The organism is Billgrantia montanilacus (assembly GCF_003336675.1).
Taxonomy (GTDB): Bacteria; Pseudomonadota; Gammaproteobacteria; order Pseudomonadales; family Halomonadaceae; genus Halomonas; species Halomonas montanilacus.
Map to the genome: position 1 here is coordinate 106,706 of NZ_QPII01000002.1, position 23,615 is coordinate 130,320.

18 protein-coding genes are annotated in these 23,615 nt (G+C 58.2%); 5 read left to right on the forward strand and 13 right to left on the reverse strand.

The annotated features are described in order from the left end of the window. The first annotated feature begins 4 nt into the window (after positions 1–4). From DU505_RS03120 to DU505_RS03140, 5 genes are all read left to right on the forward strand, one after another. Positions 5–2,161, forward strand: coding sequence for a thiamine pyrophosphate-dependent enzyme (locus tag DU505_RS03120; protein ID WP_114477548.1), 2,157 nt, complete (start codon positions 5–7; stop codon positions 2,159–2,161). Next, the gene (locus DU505_RS03125) at positions 2,154–3,728 is read left to right on the forward strand and encodes an indolepyruvate oxidoreductase subunit beta family protein (protein WP_114477549.1); all 1,575 of its coding nucleotides are present in this window, start codon (positions 2,154–2,156) and stop codon (positions 3,726–3,728) included. The genes DU505_RS03120 and DU505_RS03125 overlap by 8 nt, the downstream gene beginning before the upstream one ends. Before the next feature lie 84 nt (positions 3,729–3,812). After that, a complete protein-coding gene (locus tag DU505_RS03130) occupies positions 3,813–6,098 on the forward strand; it encodes a bifunctional salicylyl-CoA 5-hydroxylase/oxidoreductase (RefSeq protein WP_114477550.1) in 2,286 nt (761 codons plus the stop codon). Then, the gene (locus DU505_RS03135; protein WP_245947757.1) at positions 6,095–6,529 is read left to right on the forward strand and encodes an acyl-CoA thioesterase; all 435 of its coding nucleotides are present in this window, start codon (positions 6,095–6,097) and stop codon (positions 6,527–6,529) included. The genes DU505_RS03130 and DU505_RS03135 overlap by 4 nt, the downstream gene beginning before the upstream one ends. A 12-nt stretch (positions 6,530–6,541) precedes the next feature. Then, a complete protein-coding gene (locus tag DU505_RS03140; protein WP_114477551.1) occupies positions 6,542–6,949 on the forward strand; it encodes a RidA family protein in 408 nt (135 codons plus the stop codon). 47 nt (positions 6,950–6,996) lie between these two features. Here DU505_RS03140 and DU505_RS03145 read toward each other — a convergent pair whose 3' ends face one another. The 13 genes from DU505_RS03145 to fliD (DU505_RS03205) form a co-directional block, all read right to left on the reverse strand. Beyond that, positions 6,997–8,934: a methyl-accepting chemotaxis protein gene (locus DU505_RS03145; RefSeq protein ID WP_114477552.1), complete on the reverse strand. Its 1,938-nt coding sequence runs from the start codon at positions 8,932–8,934 to the stop codon at positions 6,997–6,999. Between the two features lie 256 nt (positions 8,935–9,190). Next, the gene (locus DU505_RS03150; protein WP_114477553.1) at positions 9,191–9,568 is read right to left on the reverse strand and encodes a hypothetical protein; all 378 of its coding nucleotides are present in this window, start codon (positions 9,566–9,568) and stop codon (positions 9,191–9,193) included. 140 nt (positions 9,569–9,708) lie between these two features. Next, entirely contained in the window at positions 9,709–10,479 is a 771-nt protein-coding gene (locus DU505_RS03155; RefSeq protein ID WP_114477554.1) for a cephalosporin hydroxylase family protein, read from the reverse strand. Then, on the reverse strand, positions 10,476–11,564 hold the full coding sequence (locus DU505_RS03160; protein ID WP_114477555.1) for a class I SAM-dependent methyltransferase: 1,089 nt from the start codon (positions 11,562–11,564) through the stop codon (positions 10,476–10,478). Before DU505_RS03160 ends, DU505_RS03155 begins: the two co-directional genes overlap by 4 nt. Continuing rightward, positions 11,557–12,387 carry an NAD-dependent epimerase/dehydratase family protein gene (locus DU505_RS03165; RefSeq protein WP_114477556.1) on the reverse strand — a complete coding sequence of 277 codons (831 nt, stop codon included), beginning with the start codon at positions 12,385–12,387 and terminating at the stop codon, positions 11,557–11,559. Before DU505_RS03165 ends, DU505_RS03160 begins: the two co-directional genes overlap by 8 nt. Further along, positions 12,384–13,283 (reverse strand): class I SAM-dependent methyltransferase, encoded by a 900-nt coding sequence (locus tag DU505_RS03170; protein ID WP_114477557.1) that lies wholly within the window; start codon positions 13,281–13,283, stop codon positions 12,384–12,386. The genes DU505_RS03165 and DU505_RS03170 overlap by 4 nt, the downstream gene beginning before the upstream one ends. After that, entirely contained in the window at positions 13,280–13,831 is a 552-nt protein-coding gene (gene rfbC, locus DU505_RS03175; protein WP_114477558.1) for a dTDP-4-dehydrorhamnose 3,5-epimerase, read from the reverse strand. Before rfbC ends, DU505_RS03170 begins: the two co-directional genes overlap by 4 nt. Further along, positions 13,828–14,907, reverse strand: a complete 1,080-nt coding sequence (rfbG, locus tag DU505_RS03180; RefSeq protein ID WP_181872712.1) for a CDP-glucose 4,6-dehydratase — start codon at positions 14,905–14,907, stop codon at positions 13,828–13,830. The genes rfbC and rfbG overlap by 4 nt, the downstream gene beginning before the upstream one ends. Continuing rightward, the gene (gene rfbF, locus DU505_RS03185) at positions 14,904–15,677 is read right to left on the reverse strand and encodes a glucose-1-phosphate cytidylyltransferase (RefSeq protein WP_114477560.1); all 774 of its coding nucleotides are present in this window, start codon (positions 15,675–15,677) and stop codon (positions 14,904–14,906) included. The genes rfbG and rfbF overlap by 4 nt, the downstream gene beginning before the upstream one ends. 12 nt (positions 15,678–15,689) lie before the next feature. Beyond that, the gene (locus tag DU505_RS03190; protein ID WP_181872713.1) at positions 15,690–19,346 is read right to left on the reverse strand and encodes an O-linked N-acetylglucosamine transferase family protein; all 3,657 of its coding nucleotides are present in this window, start codon (positions 19,344–19,346) and stop codon (positions 15,690–15,692) included. A gap of 218 nt (positions 19,347–19,564) precedes the next feature. Continuing rightward, positions 19,565–20,404, reverse strand: a complete 840-nt coding sequence (locus DU505_RS03195) for a flagellin N-terminal helical domain-containing protein (RefSeq protein ID WP_114477562.1) — start codon at positions 20,402–20,404, stop codon at positions 19,565–19,567. 320 nt (positions 20,405–20,724) lie between these two features. Continuing rightward, positions 20,725–22,092: a flagellar filament capping protein FliD gene (gene fliD, locus DU505_RS03200; protein WP_114477563.1), complete on the reverse strand. Its 1,368-nt coding sequence runs from the start codon at positions 22,090–22,092 to the stop codon at positions 20,725–20,727. Positions 22,093–22,198: 106 nt separating this feature from the next. Then, positions 22,199–23,563 carry a flagellar filament capping protein FliD gene (fliD, locus tag DU505_RS03205; protein ID WP_114477564.1) on the reverse strand — a complete coding sequence of 455 codons (1,365 nt, stop codon included), beginning with the start codon at positions 23,561–23,563 and terminating at the stop codon, positions 22,199–22,201. Positions 23,564–23,615 lie beyond the last annotated feature (52 nt).

The window sequence follows — 23,615 nt, forward strand, 5'->3', positions numbered from 1 at the left end:
CACAATGGCTGAAAGAACATTTGTCGAGGAGGTCAAGAAGCTACGCCTGGGAGAGGGCGAAACCTTCCAGGGCGAGGGCATCTTGGCCGTCACCAAAGCGCTGCTGCAGTCAGGAGTCGCCTACGTGGGCGGCTACCAGGGGGCGCCGATTTCCCATCTCATGGATGTGCTTCACGACGCTCAGCACATTCTCGAGGAGCTGGGCGTACACTTCGAAAACAACGCCAGCGAAGCCGCCGCCGCCGCCATGTTGGCGGCCTCGGTCAACTACCCGTTGCGCGGTGCGGTGGCCTGGAAATCCACCGTGGGCACCAACGTCGCCTCCGATGCACTGGCCAACCTGGCCTCGGGTGGGGTGACCGGGGGCGCGCTGATCATCGTCGGCGAAGATTACGGCGATGGCTCAAGCATCATGCAGGAGCGCACCCACGCCTTCGCCATGAAGAGCCAGATTTGGCTGCTCGACCCACGCCCCAACCTGCCCTCCATCGTCAAGGCGGTGGAGAAAGGGTTTGAGCTGTCGGAAGCCAGCCACACACCGGTGATGCTGGAGCTGCGTATTCGCGCCTGTCATGTCCACGGGCGCTTCCAGACCCAGGCCAACCGCTCGCCCAGCTTCACCATCGACGACGCCTTGGCCAACCCGGTTCGCGATACCAGCCGCATCGTGTTGCCGCCCGCCAGCTTTCAGCATGAGCATGAGAAGGTAAATACGCGCTGGCCGGCGGCAGTGAACTTCATCAAGGAGCACGGCCTCAACGAGACCTTTCCCGGCGATCATGCCGACATCGGCCTGATTCTTCAGGGCGGGCTCTACAATACGGTCATTCGCGGGCTCGAGCGCCTCGGCCTGGCCGACACCTTCGGCAATAGTCGCATCCCCCTGCATGTGCTGAACGTCACCTATCCGCTGGTGAACGATGAGCTGGAGGCCTTCTGCTCAGACAAGCGTGCCGTGCTGATGATCGAGGAAGGACAGCCCGACTACCTGGAACAGGCGCTTGCCAGTATCCTGCGTCGTGCCGATATCGACACTCGACTGCATGGCAAGGATGTACTGCCCAAGGCCGGTGAATACAATGGCCAGGTGATGCTCAAGGGCCTGCGCGGCTTCCTTGCGGCTGTCGCGCCGACGCTGCTGCCACAGCCTGAGGCACTGCCCACCCCCGACGAGCAGGCACCCACCCTGCCACCTCGCCCACCGGGGTTCTGTACGGGCTGCCCCGAACGACCGATCTTCACCGCCATGAAGCTCGTCGAGCGTGAGCTGGGGCCGCGCCACGTGAGCTGCGATATCGGCTGTCACCTGTTCTCCATCCTCCCGCCCTTTAATATCGGCAATACCACCATGGGCTATGGCCTGGGGGCCTCCGCGGCTTCGGCCTTCCACGGTTCCAAGGGCGGCCGCGCCATCAGCGTGATGGGTGATGGTGGCTTCTGGCACAACGGCCTGACCAACGGCGTCGCGAATGCCGTCTACAACGGCGACGATGACGTGCTGCTGATCGTGGATAACTTTTATTCCGCAGCCACCGGAGGGCAAGACCTTCCCTCCTCTCGCGCCGAGAATCCCATACGTCGCACCAACATTCCGATCGAGCAGGCGGTAAAGGGCGTGGGGGTGAAGTGGATAAGGGTGATCGATCACACTTATGACGTCCAGCGCATGAAGGCGACGCTCACCGAAGCCCTGACCACCCGGGAGAAGGGGCCCAAGGTCATCATCGCTCAGTCGGAGTGTATGCTGAATCTGCAGCGGCGCGAAAAACCCAAGGTCCGCCAGGCGCTCAAGGAGGGGAAGCGCACCGTCCGCCAGCGCTTCGGCGTCGACAGCGACACCTGCACCGGGGACCACTCCTGCATCCGCATATCCGGCTGCCCCTCCCTATCGATACGGCCCAACCCCGATCCTCTGCGGGAACACCCCGTTGCCCACGTGGACAACACCTGCGTGGGCTGCGGCCTGTGTGGCGAGGCAGCCCATGCCGCCGTGCTCTGCCCCTCCTTCTATCGCGCCGACGTAATCAGCCACCCCAATCGCTGGGATCGCCTGCTGCACCGTTGGCGCCAGGGGATCATTCAGCGCCTGCAGGCGTGGCGCGAAAAGCGCCTGGCCCCGTTGCCCCCATCGGCTCACCTATCGGGAGAAACCCATGCCTGACGTGACCACAGCCAAACGACCGATCACGCTGGCCATCATGGCCATGGGCGGCCAGGGCGGCGGGGTACTCTCCGACTGGATCGTCCACCTGGCCGAAAGCAACGGCTACCTGGCCCAGGCGACCTCGGTGCCCGGGGTCGCCCAGCGCACCGGAGCCACCATCTACTACCTGGAACTGTTTCCCGAGGCCGAGGCCGAGCGCGCCGGCCAGGCACCGGTATTGGCCCTGATGCCGTCGCCGGGAGACGTCGATATCGTGCTGGCCGCCGAGTTCATGGAAGCGGGCCGAGCCCTGGAGCGCGGGCTCGTGACGCCAGACCGCACCACGGTGATTGCCTCGAGCCACCGGGTATATGGCATCACCGAAAAAAGCGCCATGGGCAACGGCATCCTCGACCCGGAACCAGTCCGTGAGCAGCTTCGGCAGCATGCCCAGCATTTCATCGAATTCGATATGGAAGCCACTGCGCACCGCCAGGGCAGTGTCATCAGTGCCGTACTGTTCGGCGCACTGGCCGGCAGCCATACGCTGCCCTTCCCCCGTGAAGCGTTCGAAAATGCGATACGCGACGGTGGCATTGGAGTCTCGGCAAGCCTGCGCGCCTTCGATGAAAGCTACCAGCAGGCACAGGACGCCGAACCCCATAGCGCACCGAGCGACACCACCTCAGTCAATGAAGCCACCCCACCCAAGGCAGAGCTGGCGGAACTTGTCGCCTTGAAAGCCGAGATTGATAGCCGCTTCCCCGAACCGGTGCGTCCGGTGGTGCACGAGGGCGTCCTGCGCCTGATCCATTATCAGGATATCCCCTATGCGCGCGAGTATCTGGAGCTGTTACAACTGCGCATGGCAGGAATCCAAGCACACCTGGATCACAGCGTTCTGCGAGAGCTGGCTCGGCATCTGGCACTCTGGATGAGCTATGAGGACACCATTCGTGTCGCCGATCTGAAAATCCGTTGCGACCGCCTGGCGCGGGTGCGCAACGAGGTCAAGGCCGAACCGGACCAGATCGTCTATACCGCCGAGTATATGCATCCACGCGTCGAAGAGATCTGCGACACCCTGCCGACCGGCCTCGGACGCTGGGTGATGCGTACCGGCTGGGTTCGCCGTCCCCTGGCAAGAATGACCCAGCGCGGTCGACGCATCAGCCCCCAGCGGCTGCGAGGCTTTCTGCTGCTGCTGACCGTGGCGAGCCTGCGGCGCTGGCGCAGGAAGACCCTGCGCTATTGTGATGAGCGCCAGCGCATCATTGCCTGGTTGGCAGCGGTCGATCGTGCGCTTGCCATCTCTCCGGAGGTCGCCCTGGAGGTGATCAAGGCACAAGGGTTGGTGAAAGGCTATGGCGATACACACCGCCGCGGCCTGGCCAGCTTCACCACCGTGATGGAGGCCTTCGAGCGCTTCGGCGAAGCGCCCGATGCCGCCGCACGCCTGCACCAGCTTCGCGACGCGGCTCTCGCCGACGAGAAGGGCGAAACCTTGCAGCGTAGCGTGGGTGAGTGGAAGCCGGAAACGTCCATGGCAGCGGACGACTCGCGTATCGCCGTGAAGCAGATATAGACGCAAGTGTGGCTTATTAGAACCAAGGTACGCCAATTTGCTTTAAGCTTAAACATTTTAGGTGTGACACACTGGAGAGCAACGATGAGGATAGCCTGCCTCGGCGGCGGCCCCGCCGGCCTCTACTTCGCCATCAGCATGAAATTGCACGATCCCAGCCACGAGATCGTGGTGCTCGAGCGCAATCGCCCCGACGACACCTTCGGCTGGGGCGTGGTGCTCTCCGACGAGACCCTGGACAACCTGGCTGCCAACGACACCGTCAGTGCGGCGCGCATCCGCGAGCACTTCGCCTACTGGGACGATATCGCCGTGATCCACGATGGCGTGAAGACCGTCTCCACTGGCCATGGCTTCTGCGGCATCGGTCGTCATAAACTGCTGGTGTTGCTGCAGCAGCGCGCCCGGGAGCTCGGCATCGAGCTGCGCTTCGAAAGCGACATTCCCGAGGCCCGCATCGATGAACTGAGCCGCGAGTTCGACCTGGTGCTGGCCGCCGATGGACTCAATTCGCGCACCCGCCAGCACTATGCCTCGCACTTCCAGCCCGACATCGACGTGCGCGCCTGCAAGTTCGTCTGGCTGGGCACCCACCAGACCTTCAACGACGCCTTCACTTTCATCTTCGAGAAGACCGAGCACGGCTGGGTGTGGGCCCATGCCTACCAGTTCGACGCCGACACCGCGACCTTCATCGTCGAGTGCAGCGAAGCCACCTGGCAGGCCTTCGGCTTCGGCGAGATGAGCCAGCAGGAATCCATCGCCGTCTGCGAGCGGATCTTCGCCCGGCATCTGGGCGGCCACGCACTGATGACCAACGCCCACCACATTCGCGGCTCGGCATGGATCAACTTCCCCCGGGTGCTGTGCGAGCGCTGGAGCGTCGACAACGTGGTGCTGATGGGCGATGCCGCGGCCACCGCGCATTTCTCCATCGGTTCCGGCACCAAGCTGGCATTGGAGAGCGCCATCGCCCTGGCGGCGTACCTGCACAGCGAGCCCGACATGGCCAGTGCCTTCTCCCGTTATGAGGAGGAACGCCGCACCGAGGTGCTGCGCCTGCAGTCGGCGGCGCGCAACTCCACCGAGTGGTTCGAGCAGGTGGAGCGCTACCTGGACCTGGATCCGGTGCAGTTCAACTACTCGCTGCTGACCCGCTCCCAGCGCATCAGCCACGAGAACCTGCGCCTGCGCGACCCCGCGTGGCTGGAGAGCGCCGAACGCTGGTTCCAGGCGCAGGCGGGCAACCCGGAAAGCGACCGCGCGCCCATGTTCGCCCCCTTCACGCTGCGCGGCATGACCCTCTCCAACCGCATCGTGGTCTCGCCCATGGCCCAGTACAAGGCGGTGGACGGCCGCCCCACCGACTGGCACTTCGTGCACTACGCCGAGCGCGCCAAGGGCGGTGCCGGGCTGGTCTATATCGAGATGACCTGCGTCTCGCCCGAGGGACGCATCACCCCGGGCTGCCCAGGGTTCTACGCCCCCGAACACGAGGTGGCCTGGAAGCAACTGTGCGACTTCGTCCACGCCGAGACACCGGCGAAGCTGTGCGCCCAGATCGGCCACTCCGGCCCCAAGGGTTCCACCCAGCTCGGCTGGCAGGAGATGGACGCGCCGCTGCCCGAGGGTAACTGGCCGATTCTGGCGGCCTCCGCCGTGCCCTGGTCAGAGCGCAACCAGATACCCAAGGCCATGGACCGCGCCGACATGGACCGCGTACGCGAGGAATTCGTCGCCGCAGCAACGATGGCCGATCGCGCCGGCTTCGACATGATCGAGGTGCATGCCGCCCACGGCTACCTGCTGTCGTCGTTCATCACGCCACTGACCAACCGTCGCGAGGACGAATACGGCGGCTCGCTGGAAAATCGCATGCGCTACCCGCTGGAGGTGATCCGCGCGGTGCGCCAGGCGTGGCCCGACCACAAGCCGCTGTCGGTACGCATCTCGGCCAACGACTGGGTCGGCGACGAGGGCGTCATCCCCGATGAGGCGGTGGCGATCGCCCGCCTGCTGCAAGCCGCCGAGGTGGACATCGTCGACGTCTCCGCCGGTCAGACCTCGACGCGGGCCCGGCCGGTCTACGGCCGCATGTTCCAGACGCCGTTCTCCGATCGTATCCGCAACGAGACCGGCATCGCCACCATGGCGGTGGGCAACATCTATCAGGCCGACCACGTCAACTCGATCCTGATGGCGGGCCGCGCCGACCTGGTGTGCCTGGCCCGGCCGCACCTGGCCGACCCCTACTGGACGCTGCACGCCGCGGCGGGCCTTGGCGACAGCCAGTGCGACTGGCCGCAACCCTATGGCCCCGGCCGCGATCAGCTGCAGCGCCTGGCCGAACGCGGCGAGGGCTGGACATGAGCGATGACACCAGGACCAGCATGAACGAAGGCTTCACCAGCCGACGCAAGGTGCGCTTCGAGCATTGCGACCCGGCAGGCATCGTTTTCTACCCGCGCTACCTCGAAATGATCAACGCGGTCGTCGAGGATTGGTTCGATGACACCATGGGAATTGGATTCAACCAACTCGTGGAATCGGGTAGAGGCGTTCCTACCGTCTCCTTGGAGACTGAGTTCAATGCGCCCAGTCGGCTGGGAGAGAGCCTGACCTTCCACCTCGTTCCTCAGACCGTAGGGCGCACCAGCCTCAAGCTCGACATCACTGCCACCTGCATCGACCAGCGCCGCCTGACCGCCCAGGTGACGCTGGTACTGATCGACCTGACAACCGGCCGGCCATTGCCATGGCCCGATGCCATGCGCCAACACTTTTTACTCAACGGCACCTGAAGGAATCAGAACATGACCACCCTCCATGAACTCCTGCATCCCGCCAACTGGAAGCCAGCCGTGGGCTACGCCAACGGCATCATAGCCTCGGGCCGCACCATTTATGTGGGCGGCCAGATCGGTTGGAACAGTGACCAGATGTTCGAAAGCGACGACTTCGTTGCCCAGGTGCAACAAGCACTGACCAATATACTCCAAGTGCTGCAAGAAGCCGGCGCCGGCCCCCAGCATTTGGTAAGGCTGACCTGGTTCGTGGTCGACAAGCAGGAGTACCTGGCGCGGTTGAAGGAAGTGGGTGCCGCCTATCGCGCAGTCTTGGGCAAACACTTTCCCGCCATGACCATGGTCCAGGTCGCCGACTTGGTCGAAGATCGGGCCAGGGTAGAGATCGAAGCCACCGCGGTAGTGCCAGGCGACTGAGTGAAAGAATTTTCACCATCAAGCGCCCCGGCCACCGGTACAACCTGCTAAGCCACCGCTTCATCGATCTTGAAACGCTGCACCAGCCTTGCAAGCTCGCGTGCCTGGTCGTTCAGGGAGTGGCTGGCAGCGGTGCCTTCCTGAACCAGTACCGCGTTCTGCTGGGTCACCTCATCGAGCTGGCTCACCGCCGTGTTGATCTGCTCGATGCCTGACGACTGCTCGGTGGCCGCCGTGGCAATCTCGCTGATAAAGCTCGACACCCGCTTCACACCTTCGGCAATGGTGGATAACTGCTGGCTTGCAGAATTCACCAGCCGCTCGCCCTCGTCCACACTGGCCACGCTGGAGTCGACCAGCTCGCGGATCTTGTTGGCCTCGGCCGAGCAGCGGCCGGCCAGCTGACGCACCTCGGTGGCCACCACGGCGAAACCACGACCGTGTTCGCCGGCCCGGGCCGCCTCTACCGAGGCATTCAGCGCCAGCAGGTTGGTCTGGAAGGCGATGCCGTCGATGGCTTCGACGATGCTCTCCACACGCCGGTTGGCCTGCTTGATGCTACCCATGGACTCCGCCGCTTGCTGCCCCACTCCACTCGCATTGCGCGTCTGGTCGTCCAGCTCAGTGGTCAGCTCGCGAGCCTGGGTGGCCGACTCTGCTGTCTGCCTGACGGTGGCGGTCATCTCTTCGAGGCTGGATGCGGTCTCGACCAGCGAGGAGGACTGCTGCTCGGTGCGGCTAGCCAGGTCCTCGTTGCCCTGGGCGATCTCGCTGCTGGCCACACTGACCGACTCGGCCGTCTGCCTGATATCGCCCATCATCGCCTGCAGGTTCTGCTGCATCTCGTGCATGTGGGCCAGCAGACTAGTGGTATCGCCGCGCTTCACCGGTACCCGCATGGTCAGGTCGCCTTGCACCACCCTTCTTACCACTTCCGCGGCCCGCTGCGGATCGCCGCCCAGCGTCTTCACCACCGAGCGCACCATGCCAAGGCTCACCAGCACGGCAATCGAGACGATGAGAACCGTGATGCCCACCAATATCCAGAACAGGCGCGACACTTCGGCCAGGGCTTCGCCTACCGGCACTTCGACAACCAGGCCCCAGTCAAGCATCGGGAGGTAGGTATAGCTACCGATCACCGCGGTTCCGGCGACATTCGTATAGCGCCCCACGCCGCTTTCGCCGGTGCCAATTGCAACCGCCGCCTGGGTCGCAAGCTCACGACTCTCACCCGCCAACGCCGCCACCGGCGTGACCGGCATGCCGTCACCCCCCAGCAGGTAAGTGTCGGAGCTGCCGCCCAGCGACATCTCGGCCATGCGCTCGAACAGCACATCGAGGCGTACCGCCGCACGCACCACCCCCACGACATCGCCATTGTCGGCGAAGACCGGCGCCACCACGTTGCTCACCTGATTTCCCGTGGCACGCGATACCAGCGGCTGGGAGAAGACTGGCTGCCCCTGGATCGCTTCGCGGAACCAGGCGCGGTCGGCCACGTCGAAGGCACGGGCATCGTCGCTAGACAACACCGCCGCTCCACCGTCATAGCTCACGCCGGCTACGCCGATGCCATCCTCGCCGACGAAGAAAAGCGTATCGTAGTAGCCGCTCTGCTCCGCGATACGTACCAGCAGGTGTTGAATCGATTCGATCTCGACCTGGCGTACCGGATCAAGGTTCGCCACATAGCCGATTTCGTCCTGGCGTGCATCCAGCCACTGGGTAAAGGAACCGGCCATCATCTCACCCGTGCCCTGCAGCTGGTCCACCGTCGCCTGGGTAAAGGACTGGCGATACTGGGCATAGACCAGCCCCGCGACCAGCATTACCGAGATCAGCACCAACGAGACGATCATCAGCGTCAAGCGGCTGCTGAAGCCCAGCCGTGAGCGTTGCTGCTGTGGCGAACCGGAGGTTTGCACTGCCACCGGCACAGCCTCGGCATCGTCGGGAAAACGGCCCAGCGTTATGGAATTCATTGTTGCTCTCCTGCCATTCAGCCACCCTGGCACACCAGGCCAGCGGTGAGGCCATCGTTATCGTTGTTGTCAACGCAAGCAGATGTTGCCTGCCTCTCCCCGTTATCGGCCTGGACAGGTGAAGATTGAGGGCAAGGAAGTAAGAAATTTGACAAATGTCAAACTTCTTGATCAGACATTTCGAATGGAGAGCGCACGATTCTGAACTTGATTCCGTCTGGCGCCGACAGGAGACCGGCGGCCGCAAGGTTGGATGCTACCCTTTCGCCAACGCCTTCTGCATCGCCACCAGCCGCTCGTGCAACATCTTCGCCTTCTCGATGGCCTGAGCCTCGCCGTCATCCAGCGTCAGCACCGGCCCATCGCCAACGGCAGTACCGTTCCGCTCGCTTTCCCGCATCGCCTGTACATCTTGCGAATATCGGGTAAGCAGATGCTTGATATGCAGGCGAATAGTAAACAGCTCGAGCTCCAGCGCTTCCTGCTGCTCCTGACGCCGCACCTGTTCCAACGGCTGCTCCGTCGCCTCAAGTATCGCCAGCAGGGTGTTCTGAATCATCACCTCTGCCGCCTTCAGCTTCGGTAGTATGTCATACAGCAGTTCCTGCAAGGTGATACGTTGCGCTTCATTCATTCCCCCTCCTCTTCCATTAAACCTTCCGCTGGAAGATCGAGCATCGCCGGCGTATAGGCTCGCTGGTCGTTGGCTGCATCCCTAGAGGCCATAAAGCCCAGCAGGGGCTGCATTAGCCGCACACCAAGGTTGTTACCCTATTACTTTATACGTTTCAAATAACCGTCTGGTGCAACAGTGATCAAAAGCTTATGTTGGATGCTCTTGTCGATCATAAATTGCTGATGGTTTTTAAGGTATTCCCACACTGCAGTCTTGGGATTGTTACCTGTCCCCCAGGGGCGGTCGGGGAACATGTCGTCTGGCAGGTCTTCGACGATGGTGTCGAAAACCACGCAGTAGCTGTCCACACTGGTCAGTGGCGCGTAGGCTTCCAGTTCCGCGAGTACGTGGTCGTGGGTGTGGTTGGAATCGAGACAGACCAGTACACGCTGGTAACCTCTAGCAAACTGGTGGGCCTGTTCGATAATCTCGGGCGCGATACTGGAACCCTGAATCATCTCGATGCGAGAAGCCATGGGATGTGCCTCGATCGCCTCACGGTTGTGGGCTCGGATGTCGATATCGATGCCCAGCACCTTACGCCGCGACTGTCTGGGGTCTAAGGTTGCACCTGACTCAATGGCTTCGCACATATCCAGCAGCGCAAGCATGGAGGCACTCAGAATCAGCGAACCACCGTGAGCAATACCGGTCTCGATGATGAGATCCGGCTTGACTTGCCAGATCAGTTCCTGCATCGCCACCATGTCCTGAGGATACTGGATGATGGGTCGGCCAAGCGCAGAAAAGTTGTAGGAGTACTTGGGTAATATTGACGCAAGCGTGAACTGGTTTGCTGCTTCTATCAGCTTTGGATTCTTACTATTCACATCAATACGAGCCATTACCTCTACATAAAAATCGTTCATTGATCGACCCCAATATATCTAAAATTATAATTTGACATCCTTTTTATTTCCTCAAGATAGTTCGAGTTCATGACATAAATTGCGGCCCCAGGTGGCAAGTTCTTTATTGCCACCTCTGGAGACTGCACCAGCAGTCCAGTTCCAGGTAGATACTTACCTTGCTTTTCAGGATTGACATCGATGACGATATCGACCGGCCGACCAGCACGCTCGCGCAACAAGGAAAATATGACGCCCTTTGAACCACCGCCCCAAACGCAAGTGGGATGTTCTGTTCTATTCTGTTCTATTCTGTTCTGCTCTGCAGGGTGCGCATAAAAAGTAAAGTCTGTTGGGAAATCGATGGATTCACCTATCACAGGCTCCCTAAGCGATGACAAATCGGCCACCACGTACAGATACTGTTGGCCAAAAAAACGACCGCTTTTAACGATGCTTCCAAATATTCTATTGAAATCAATTAAACGAAAATAATTCACATGCTCATAAAATATATCAAACCAAGCGCGCCTCTCACAAATCCATTCAAAACATGGTACCTCAATGTAAATCAGCCCCTGCCCCCCATTGGCCTTCTTGAGCTGAAACAGAAAATCAACAGGATTCGAAACATGTTCCAACACATGCCTTAAAATGAGACCTTTTGCAGGCTTAGCGATAATTCCTGGCTCAAAATATGACTTAACAATGCGCGGATTATCTCCATCGTAGACGGAGTCAAAACCCGTCACATCCACTCCGCGCTGAAGCAGCATTTCCAGAAAGAAGCCTTTACCACAGCCAACTTCAACAAGCTTCTCCTTGCCTAGGGTCTCTTCTATCAAGGTGGCCACTTGCTCCAAGTGCTGACGAAAGTGCCAGCTCACGCCTTGCTCGTTATTATAGCTGGCGTCATAGACCACCAACTCAGGCCTAAATGCATCGTTATAAATCAGGCCCGTAACTTGATCCTCAACAATCTCGATATCCCCCTTCAAACACTGCTGGGCCTCTTCCATCGAATCATAAACACGATTTTGCAGCACTGGGAATCGGCATTGGCGATAAAGCGTTTTTTTTCTGTCTCGTCTTTCTACTTCATTCATTGGGGATACCAAGGACACATGAGGGGTCAACCAGGTTGTCTGGGCGCGCACCGAATTTCAGAAGATCTCTACTTCCATATTCATCCGCAATCTGCTGAGCAAGTTGCCGCACTGTTATCGGAACACCTGAGCAAATATTAACCGGGCCTACATAGCCACCCTGCGCAATATCGGCAATTTTCTTGCCTGCCTCTCTCACGTCAAGGAAGTCACGAATCTGTCTTCCGCTGGTTAACTCGGCCGGCTCACCTTTCTCGAGTTGCTTGCGAAGATAAGGCACGAGTCTGCGTTCATCCTCACCCTCGCCGTAGAGATAAAAGAGCCTACACCAGGCGAACTGGATGGATTGGGCGGGCAACCATTGCGACAAATTCAGATACAGCGCAGCCTTGGAAGCCGCATAAGGCGTCAACGGCTTCAGCGGCGTATCCACCGGCAATATACAACACGTGAGATCGTACTCAAAGCATGTTCCAACCCCTACCATGCGCTTCACACCGGCATTTGACGCACCTTTGGCAAGGTTGAGCGAGCCGATCAGGCAATCCATGTTCTGACTTGCCTGCAGGTACTTTCCCGGTTCGGCATACCATGCCACATGGACCACGACATCCACACCCTGACATTGTTGCGTCCACCATGCCACATCCTCTGCAAAGAGGTCGGCAGTCGTCACAACCCTTTCCACATTGGGCAACGTATTGACCAAGTCCTCTTTCCCTTCACGCACCACGGGCACCAGTTTCACTGCCGGGCTGGAGAGTGCCCGCATCACCTGCCGCCCCACAAAGCCAGTGACTCCCGTTACAAGCACCTTTTTCATTGAATAGAAGACTCCGGAACGGCGGTCGCAAAACGGATGCTGTCCGCTACTAGATCGACACTCAGCTTCCCGATCTCTTCAGCAATACTCCAATACAGGATCAAGACGTAATCGGGCCTTATTTCCAAGATATATTCCGGCGTCAGGATGGGAATGTGGCTGCCCGGCATGTACTTACCCTTCTTGGCCGGCGCTGCATCGCAGACGTATGCCAGTAGATCCGGCTTGACGACCGCATAGTTGAATAGTGTATTTCCCTTGTTAGCGGCGCCATAGGCCGTGACCTTTTTCCCATTGCGCTGTTGCTCGACCAGAAAGGCGAGCAGGTCGTTCTTGATGCGATCGGGATGAGACTGGCAGGTTTCCAGCCGCTGCGGACCCCTGCCCGCTTCTTCATTCAGCAGTGCCGCAACTGAAGCATGGTCAGCTTTCGGGTCATCGGCGTGGCAATCATAGACGCGCAAGCTACCGCCATGGGTGGGGAACTCCTCGACCTGCCAAACGCGCTGCCCGGCGGCCTGAAAGAGGCGGCTAACGGTGTAGAGCGAGAGATAAGAGATGCGCTCATGATAGCTGGTGTCGAACTGGTTGTACTCGAATAAGCGCATCAGGTGAGGAAATTTCAGGATGATAGTGCCGCCCGGCTTGAGGGTAGCCTTGAAGCCCCGAGTGAAGTCGTTGATGTCCGACACATGGGCATATACGTTGTTACCGATAATCAGGTCGGCCTGCCGTCCTTCACCCGCGAGTTGCCGACCCAAGGCCTCGCCGAAGAACTCACGCAGCACTGGGATGCCCTGCGCCTCTGCCGCCATGGGATAAGCGCTGGAGGGCAAGGCGAAGCCTAAATGAAGAAAAGTGTTATTCAATAGAGCCCCATAATGCCGGGAATTCATAAGAATATACCGTGGAAGCCTTCATCAAGCAGCGGGTGGGCTGCGTCCTTTACGGACAGGCAGCCTGCTTTAAGGGGCCACTTGACACCAAGACGAGGGTCGTCAAAGCGAACGCCTCCCTCTGCGTTGGGCATATAGTGAGCTGTGGTCAGGTAAAACACCTCGCTGTCCGGCTCCAGGGTCTGGAAACCGTGAGCAAACCCCTCGGGGATTACCATCATCCGATGGTTGTCCGCCGCCAGTTCTTGGGCATACCAGTTCAAAAAAGTGGGAGAGTCACGACGCAAGTCGATGGCAACATCCCATACCCGCCCTTTCAGGCATCGCACCAGCTTCATTTCGGCATGGGGGGGGTGCTGGAAATGGAGTCCGCGAATGGTGCCTACAGTGCTTGTGGTTGAGTGGTTGATCTGTACGATTCGGCGCCTGCCGATGACAGGAGCCAGCTCGTTATCACAGAAGAGGCGGGCGAATGCCCCACGTAAGTCAGTGTGGGGCGTAGATTCAATCACCATCAAGTCGGAAATGGGTGTGGTGTTAATCTTCATTGGCCAGTCCATTCATGCCCGGCATTGGCCGCAGAATCAACATAGTCGAGGAGCTGTTGACGGCTGGTGACTTCCTGCGACTCCATCCAGGTGCGATACCAGTGGGCCGTCTGCGCCAAGGTCGCCTCAAGGTTCCAGACCGGCTGCCAGTTGAGCCGGCTGCGTGCCTTGGCGCTGTCGAGGTAGAGCAGCGCAGCCTCGTGGGGCTGGGGCTCTTGGGTGATGTGCCAACGCATTTGGCTCCAGTGATGAGCGAGCCGTTCGAGCACTTCGGCAACCGGGCGGTTGCCCTCCGGCTCCGGTCCGAAGTTCCACGCTTCGGCAAAGCGGCTGTCGCCCGAAAGCAGTCGTTGCCCGAGCATCAGGTAGCCACTCAGGGATTCCAGGACATGCTGCCATGGCCGGGTTGCTGCCGGGGAGCGGATCTCCAGCGATTGATCAGCTTCGAGCGCACGGATCAGATCGGGAATGAGCCGGTCTTCCGACCAGTCGCCGCCGCCAATGACGTTGCCCGCCCTAGCGGTTGCCAGCTGGGGGGCGCCCCGGGAGGCAAAGAAAGCGCTGCGGTAGCTGGCAGCCACAAGCTCCGAACCGGCCTTGGAGGCGCTATAGGGGTCGTGGCCGCCCAGCAGGTCGATCTCGCGATACCCCCAGGTCCACTCGCGGTTCTCATAGCACTTGTCGGTGGTGATGGCGACGATAGCCCGCACGCTGTCTTGCTCGCGACAGGCCTCCAGAACATGGGCGGTGCCCATGACGTTGGTAGACCAGCTCTCCAGCGGGTCGCGATAAGATCGCCTGACCAGTGGCTGCGCTGCCAGATGAAAGACGATTTCCGGCTGGCTTTTTTGAATGACACTGCGCACAGCTTGCCGGTCGCGGATGTCGACACGATGATCCTGAATGGGAAGCTGGAGCAGGTCCCAATGATTGGGAGTTGTCGCCGGAGTGAGGCCGATACCGGTAATTTCGGCCCCCAGTTCGTGTAACCAGAGGGCGAGCCAGCTGCCCTTGAAGCCTGTGTGGCCGGTAATCAGCACCCGCCGCCCACGATAGGCTTCATCAAACAGTTTCATGTCCAACACCTCCACGGGGCATCGCCGGAATCCCAGAGCCTCTCCAAGAGGTTCTTGTCGCGCAGGGTGTCCATAGGCTGCCAAAATCCTCGATGCTCAAAAGCCTCCAGTTGCCCTTTGTTGGCGATCGTTTGTAGGGGATGACCTTCCCATGAACTTTGATCGTCATCAATAAAATCAAGTACCTGGGGATTGAGGACGAAAAAACCACCATTGATCCAGGCGCCATCACCCGGGGGCTTCTCCTGAAAACCGTGTACTGAGGTCCCCTCGCGAAGCAGTGCCCCATAGCGACCTGGTGGTTGCACCGCGGCCACGGTAGCGAGCTTACCATGCTGATGGTGGAAAGCCAGTTGGGAGGTGATATCGATATTTGCCACCCCATCACCATAGGTGAAGCAGAAGGCTTGCTCATCTCGCAAATAGTCAGCAACTCGCTTGAGCCGACCACCAGTCAAGGTTTCTTCACCGGTATCAACTAGCGTTACCCGCCAAGGCTCCGCCATCTTGTGATGAACTTCCATCTCATTGTTGGACATGTCAAAGGTGACATCGGACATATGCAAAAAATAATTAGCAAAATACTCTTTAATTACATAACCCTTATAACCACAGCAGATCACAAAATCATTTACTCCGTGCTTGGAATAAATTTTCATAATGTGCCAGAGGATCGGCCGACCACCGACTTGGATCATTGGCTTAGGTTTAAGATGAGTTTCTTCCGAAATTCGTGTTCCGTACCCACCCGCCAATATGACACATTTCATGTAATCACCTTATTAGCCAAAACGTTCTCTGAGCAGACTCTCAGAAACTTCAATAATTTTACTAGATTTTTCGTCTGGCATATCACTAGTCAGCTTTGCCAAATCATCAATGTAGTATTGATAAAAATCTTCTCTGTCCAATGATCCTTGACTACCAAGCAAGCGCTCCTCTGTGCTTTCTTTTCTTAAAGAAAAATAGCGTCTAAAATAGGTAACATCGCTTAAATTGACCAGTTTGCCACTCCACAGCAAATGGCTAATCAGCACATGATCAGGCGAGATAGTTCTCCTAAATTCAAACCTATCCAAACAAGAGCGACGAAAAACAGAATGAAATACTGTGCAGTTAGCAAGCTTGGCAACTGAATTAATATATCTTCCCAAATTATTGCTTTCAGAAAAATCATATATAGCGTCTTCAACGATACCTTTAACGACCGATTGTTCGTCAATTGCCATTGGCACACCCATCACCATAGTGGTCGACGAGGTTTTTTTAATCTCCCCGACCATTGAGCTAAGGTAATTATCTGACAAATAGTCGTGAGCCCCTAACCACATAAAATATTTAGATTTACTATTCTTAAAAACAAACTCAAAGTTATCATATGAACCTATATTTTCATGCTGCTGGAATATTTCAAAACGTTCATCATCGGCTGTTTCTTCGCGGACGATTTCAAGAGTTCCATCTATTGAGCAATTGTCCGAAATCAAGAACTTGACATTATTAAAATCTTGGCGCTTCAGAGACTGAAGAGTTTCACGTATAAATTTTTCCTCGTTATAGACGGGCACACCTACGCAAAGAGTGAATTCACGTTGATTGCACTCAAGCTGAGCGGGATCATATGTTACCTGTCGCTTCTCAACAGGCATTGACTCAGCCTCAACCATCTCTTCTTCAATCAAGTACTCTTCCGCCTTTCTCTGGTCCATCTCTGCAAGCAACTTATACGCTATATCCTTCGCACCAAATACAGCATGCAGTAGAAATGCGAGCTTAGTGCGCTGTTCGTCACTGAGCTGTGCGGTGCGTTTATGGCTTGGTAGGAAAATCGCATCAGCACTTACCAGTTCAGTCGCCTGGCGTTTTTCTTCAGGTACGCTATCAGGGAAATAGCTACAGTAGCTCTCATTGTGGAAGCGATAGAAACGGAAGCCATGACTAGTTCCCCACTGATGAAGGCCCGCGAGGCTCGGTTGACAGTCGTGAGTAAACTGAAACTTGACTCGCGCCTGAATCAGCAGGGTGTTACGCAGCGCTTGCGTCGCATTCTCCAATACTTTGAGGGTGTCATGATTGGCATCGAGAGCCAGCAGGTCAATGTCAGGCAGCCCCTCAATACTATCCAGAGCGACCGTTGGGATTGGCTGCTGCTCCAGGTTGGCAATGTTGACCAGAGGAGCAAGAGAAACGGCCTCCGCTCCTTCGGTGATATGCAAGGTGGCAGGCTGGCCATCACCTAGGCTGGTTAGTGGGAAATGTTGAATCTCACCATATTGCGCCAGATGATCCACCGTCTCCAGTTTGCCACCTGGGTCAAAGCTCAGCATCACGACGCGCCCGCTCCCAAGCAACTCTCTTGCATCCGGACGTGAGGCAAGAACCGCGCCATTGTCCACGGCGAGGACCGGGCTCTCAAGCTGCCAGTCGAAACTGTCGCAGGGCAGCGCCAAGGCCAACTTGACCGGGGAATCCTCATCGGCAAAACGGGCCGCCCCGCTCTTGCTGAAGGTCAGGGCCTCGGGGGCCTTGCCTTCACAATGGCGCTGCCAGATGGCGCGCAGTGCCGTCGTCAGATTATTTGCGAAGCGAGGGCCGTCGCAGATGGGGGAGTCGATCAGAATAGTCCGCAGGGCAGCGCGGATCACCGCGAGATTGGGCAGATCATTGGCGAGCTCCTTGACACGCCGGCGGAACGACTCCCAGCTATCGGTAACAAGCTCGGAAAGACCTGCATTTATCAGGTGACTGGCGCTATGACGACCTGCGAAGGTCGGTCCCACCCGGGTCACTACCGGCACCCCCATCATCAGGGCCTCGCATGTGGTCAGGCCGCCGGAGTAGGGCCAACTATCTAGGGCGATATCGATGCGCTGGTAGGTGGCCAAGAACTCCTGATGCTGGCCGGGTCCCTCCATCAGGACACGCTCTTCGGCAATGCCGCGTTCAGCCAAGGTCGCCGCTATCTTGCTGCGGAAGCGAGGACTTTCGAACTGCACACCGCGCAGTAGCAGTCTGCTGTTTGGCAGCTCGTTCATCAGAACCGCCCACTCCGCCAGCATGGGCGGTGACAATTTGGCGGGGTTGTTCAAGCAGCCAAAGGTAATATAGCCGTTCTTCAGTGCCGGCAGCGCGCTCCCTAGTGGCGCATGCCGGGGCATGTGGTAACAGATATAGTCATCCGGCAAGCGGATCAGCTTCTCGGTATAGCGGTCGTCGACACCCTCCGGCGTTTCGACCGCATCACTCAGTAGGTAGTCGAAGCATTCCAACCCCGTCGTGTTGATCATGCTGCCCACCCACTTGATCATCAAGGGTGCAGGTTTGTTGACCAGCACCTCGTAGCGGGATCCATCACCAGCGCCGTTCATATCAATCAGGATATCGATGGCATCGTCACGGATCTTGCGATCCAGATGGGTATCCGTCACCCCTTCAATGATATCCCAGCGATCGGCAATGGTCCGGAACTCATCTGTAAGAAAATCGGAGGCTTGGCTGGTACTGTAGACGATAAGCTCAAACTGACTCTTGGGGAGCGCCTTTATCGCCGGTAGAATCAGCTGGCCCACCGGGTGCATCCTGAATCCGCCGGACAGCAGGGCCACCCTCAGCCTCCTGTCAGCTATACGAGCCGTCTCAGCCGGCGAAAACTGCTGGGGTGAATACCTCTTATTCCACTCCTGTGCCTGTTCAAACAGCTCCTGCGCTGTGTAGCCGGGATTGTAATGGCTCGCGGAAAACAAGTTCGCCATTACCTTTCTATTATCGGGGTCCAGATCCAGTTCTTTCCTGTAATGATATTCTGCACTTTCGTAGTCACTTTCTTTTACATACAGGCTGGCAATATGGTTATGAACCTCTTTCCTTGAGGGGTTGACTTTCAACAGTCTCTCAAGCACTTCCAGGGTTTCGTCATGGCGATTGAGTCTATCCAGAACCCTCGCCCTCCAGAGGAGGGCTTCTTCATGCTCTGAGTCCTGTTCCAGAATTCGGTCGCTGACCGCCAGCGCTCGACGATTATCCCCCAACTGGTGCAACGCCCTGCTCAGCCACACCTGTGCCATGAGATTATCAGGCTTGGCCTCAACGACCCTCTCGAGATTGCCGACCGCGGACGATGCTTGCCCGGCCAGCACGTGGTATTGCGCCAGCTTGAGCCAGTGAAGCGGGTCGGGTTGCTCTAGGAGGCTCAGCATTCTCTGCATGGAGGCAACGGCATCGGCAAACCGCTCCTGCCGGCCCAAGGCGTTGGCATGCAGCTCATGCGGCTTGGCAACCTGTGGATACCGCTTTATCAGATCTTGAGCAAGTTCCAGCGCATGGGAATAGTCGCCCATTTGGATGGCTGCATCGTAGCGAGAGAGTTGAGTAGCGGGCAGCGTATTTTCCGCTTGTGGAGCGCGAGAAGCTTTGCGGTGGAGAGCTCTTTTCTTGGCCATGGCCTGGGCACCTTGACAGTCGAATACGATGTTAACCGCAAATGATACTGTCTCCAGCATGCCGGGATACGAGCAAAAGGCCCACCAATCCCACCTTTTTCTTCTCTTAGGCAGGTCGTCTTCTCAGCAAACACCGACAACGAAACGAGGCTGGCCAATCGGCCAGCCTCGAGATGAAAGATTGCAAGGTGCAACCCAGGTTGCTACTGATGCAGACCTTAGCCCAGCAGAGAGAGCACGCTCTGCGGGGTCTGGTTGGCCTGGGCCAGCATGGAGGTGCCCGCCTGCTGGAGGATATTGGCACGAGTCATGTTGGAGACCTCGACCGCGTAGTCGGCATCCTCGATACGAGAGCGAGCCTCGGACAGGTTGGTGATATTCGTGGTCAGGTTCTCCACCACCGAGTCGAATCGGTTCAAGGTGGCACCCAGTGTCGCCCGCTGGTCGTCGATCATCTGCAGTGCGGCATCAACGGTATCAATGGCAGTTTGCGCGTCATCGAAACCACCGGAAACATCAATGGCAGAAACCATAGTGGCACCATTACCAATCGCAGTCGACTGCATATCAGCGGTATTAACTGTAATATCGTCAACACCTGCTGTGGTATTAGCACCCACTTGGATATTCAGAGATACAGTGTCATCCAAGAGGCTGGTACCATTGAAGGTAGTGGCGCCAGCGATACGATCGATTTCAGCAATACGCTCACCGATCTCCAACTGGATGGAGTCACGATCTTCAGCGGAGTTGGTATCGTTGGCCGCCTGCACCGCCAGCTCGCGGATACGCTGCAGGTTGTCGCTGATCTGGTTCAGGCCACCTTCCATGGTCTGTACAAGAGAGATGCCGTCGTTTGCGTTGCGCTGGGCCTGGCCCATGCCGGTAATCTGGGCAGACATGCGGTTGGCGATGGCCTGGCCGGCGGCATCGTCGGCTGCGCTGTTGATACGCAGGCCGGAGGAGAGGCGCTCTTGTGCCTGTGCCAGCATGGCCTGGGAAGACCTCAGGTTGTTCTGGCCGATCAGGGCGGTGATGTTGGTATTGATCACGGACATGGTGTCATTCCTTCTCTATGTTGAGGGCTCCATTGACGGGCCCACTGAACCTTTCCTGCGGCCCAGCATCTCGGGCCTGTCTCAACGGCGCCGTTGGCCGTTACCCTAATTAACGGCTTCTCGAGCAGGAACTTTAGGGGCTGTAGAAAAATTTTTATCTTTCTTTTTGGATGCCTGCCTCAAGTGCTGCCACGGGGGATTGGGCGAGGGCGAAATGGTATGACCTGAAATGGCTTGGGCCCGGCATCTCGCCGGGCCCAAGTTCTAATGCAGGGAGCCCGACTTCCTTTGTCCAAGGGAGCCTGGCGTGCCGCCATGCCTTATTTCTTCTTTGGTGCCATTTGCGCATTCAGCATATCAAGCTGTTGCATCAAGTAGGAGCCGGTAGAATTCATCCGGGCGACCATGAGGTCGAGCTGGCCAAACTGCTTCCGATAACGTTCGATGGTCCGCTCGATGGAGAGCTCCGTGCGCTGAAAGCGCTCCTCCAGACTGCCTACCTTCGTTTCCGCACTCTTGATCGAGTTTGTTACCAGGCCGTTCTCACCAAGCACCTGCTCAAGGGTGCCCTTCAGTCGACCTGCCATGCCGGCTTCCTCAGCATTACCGGCGAAGAAATCGGCAAGCGCCTGTGGATTGTTCGCAATCACGCCGTCGAGCTTTGCCTCGTCCAGTTCGAGCCGGCCATTGGGACGAAGGGAAATACCGAGCTGGGACATCATTGTCAGCTCGCCGCCGGGCACCAGGTCTACAAGGTTGCGACTGAGCCGCGACTCAATGGTTCGGACAGTACGGTCACCCACCAATTCCCCCGCCTTGTCCACATCGCCGGTCGCCGCTGTCATACGACCGATACTGGATTTCATCTCGTTGTAAGCAGCTACGAAATCGGTGACGGCCTCGCGTAATGCATTATTATCACGCTCCACAACAATAGTGGATGTCTTGCCCGCTGCTTGCGCATCCAATTCCAGCGTCACGCCCTGGATCGCTCCCTCTACCCGGTTGGAGCTGCTGCTGATGGTGATATTGTTGATCAAGAGTTCAGCATCGTTCCCGGCTACCTTGACGGCCGCATCTTCAGCCAGTGCGGTATTGGCGAAGGTCATGCCTGTCACACTTTCCGCCAACCCTGTCTCCTTGGAACTCATCACCAGACGGTAGCCATTCGCGCTGCCGTCGTTGACGATCGAAGCGGTAACGCCAGCATCGGGATGCGCATTGATGGCATCGCGGACATCCTCGAGGGTGCCACCCTCGGCAAGGCCAACCGTAACGTCAGCCTTGCCTTGGAAACTGAGCGTCAGCGTATCGCCGCCAGCGCCCACCAGTGCATCGGTCGTGCTTGCCACCCCCTCGCTGGCAATGCTGCCCGCCTTGGCGACATGGTTCACAGTGACCTCATAACGCCCCGCGCTCGCGTCTGCTCCAGCCGTCGCGGCGACCCCTTGACCCAACACGCTGGTCGTCAGGCTCTGATGGAGCTTGGGGTCATTGAGTTTGGTCACAGTGTCCTGAAACTTGCTCAGCGCCGACTGCAACCTGCCAAAGGCGGATATCTTGGCCTGCTCCTGAGTCCTCTGCGCCGTAATCGGCTGCAGCTTCTGCCGTTCGGCCGCATTCAATTGATTAAGCAGGCCGGTAAGATCCAGCCCAGAGCCCACGCCGAGAGAGCTTATCGTAGCCATTTTGCTTCACTTCCCTGAGTGACATGACATCATTAATGGTCTTATCGGCAGTAACGCAGAGAACTTTAGGCCACGTCATTCACATCGCAATCTTCCTCAGCCGACACTACCCCTCCTGCATTTGAGCATCGAGCATGCCGAGCTGCTGCGTCAAGTAGGCGCTGGTCTGGTTCATCTGGGCCAGCATGCCGTCAAGCTGGGCAAACTGAGTACGGTAGCGATCGATGGTCTGTTCGATGCTCCGCTCGGTGCGCTCGAAGCGATCCCCCAGGCTGTCGATGCGATTCTCGGCGCTATTGATGGAGCCTTCCAGGGCACTGTTGCTGCCCAGAAGCTGCTCGGTGGTGCCAGCCAGTCGCCCTGCCAGGCCGGCGGTGTCGCCATCACCCGCGAAAAAGCTGGCTACGCCATCCGGGTTATCTGCCAGCGCGATATCCAGTTGCTGCTCATCCAGCTCCAGACGGCCATCAACGCTAAGCGAAAGCCCCATATCAGAGAGCAGCGAGAGCTCGCCATCCTGGGTCACACCGGCGGCCAGGTCGCTGCGCAGGCTGGACTCAATACCACGCACGGCGCTATCGCCGATCAGTGGCCCAGCCTCCCCTTGCTCACCATTGAAGGCGGTGAGCTGCCCGGTGGTGCCTTTCAGCTCGTTGTAAGCATCCACGAAACCGAGGATGCTTTCGCGAATGATATCGTTGTCGCGCTGAACCACCACGGTACTACTACCAGCCTCCTGCAGGTCCAGGGTCACACCCTGAATGGCATCGTCTATCTGGTTGGTAGCACTGACGATGTCGATGCCGTTGACCGAGAAATCCGCATCCTGCCCGACCTGGCTCACCATGCCGCCCGGCTCAGCAGCCAGATTGCCGGCTGCCAGCTGATCGAAGTTGGTGCCGGTAATCGAGGCCTGCTCACCGGTCTCCGCCGACATCAGCGCCAGGCGGTGGCCTTCCCCGTCAAACACGATGGAGGCATTCACCGCTGCATCGGGATCGGCGTTGATGGCGTCGCGCACGTCTTCCAGCGTGCTGTCTGCAGCAATGGCCACCCCATGGTTGAGAGCATCGTCGGTAAAGGTCAGCTCTAGTTCGCCACCAGATTCGGTAACGATGGTATCCAGATCGGCGACCCGCTCGGTAGCCAGGTTGCCGGCGGTGGCGATCTGTCGCACTTCGACACTATAACTCCCCGGGCTGGCATCGGCGCTGGCAGCAGCCTGTAGGGCACTGCCAGTCACATCCGTCGTCACACTCTGGAAGAGCGAAGGATCATTGAGGTTAGTGACGGTGTCGTCGAAGGCGGCAAGCGCACTCTGAATTTCGCCATAGGCTGATATCTGCACTTCCTGTGCCTGAACCTGCTGCGCTATGGGTTGAAGCTTGGCGCGCTCGGCCTGATTGAGCTGCTCCAGCAGCCCATTGAGGTCCAGGCCGGAGCCGACGCCGAGGGAGGAAATCGATGCCATGGTACCGCCTTCACTATCCGGTGAATGTACTGCCTTAACCTTGTCTTCGGCG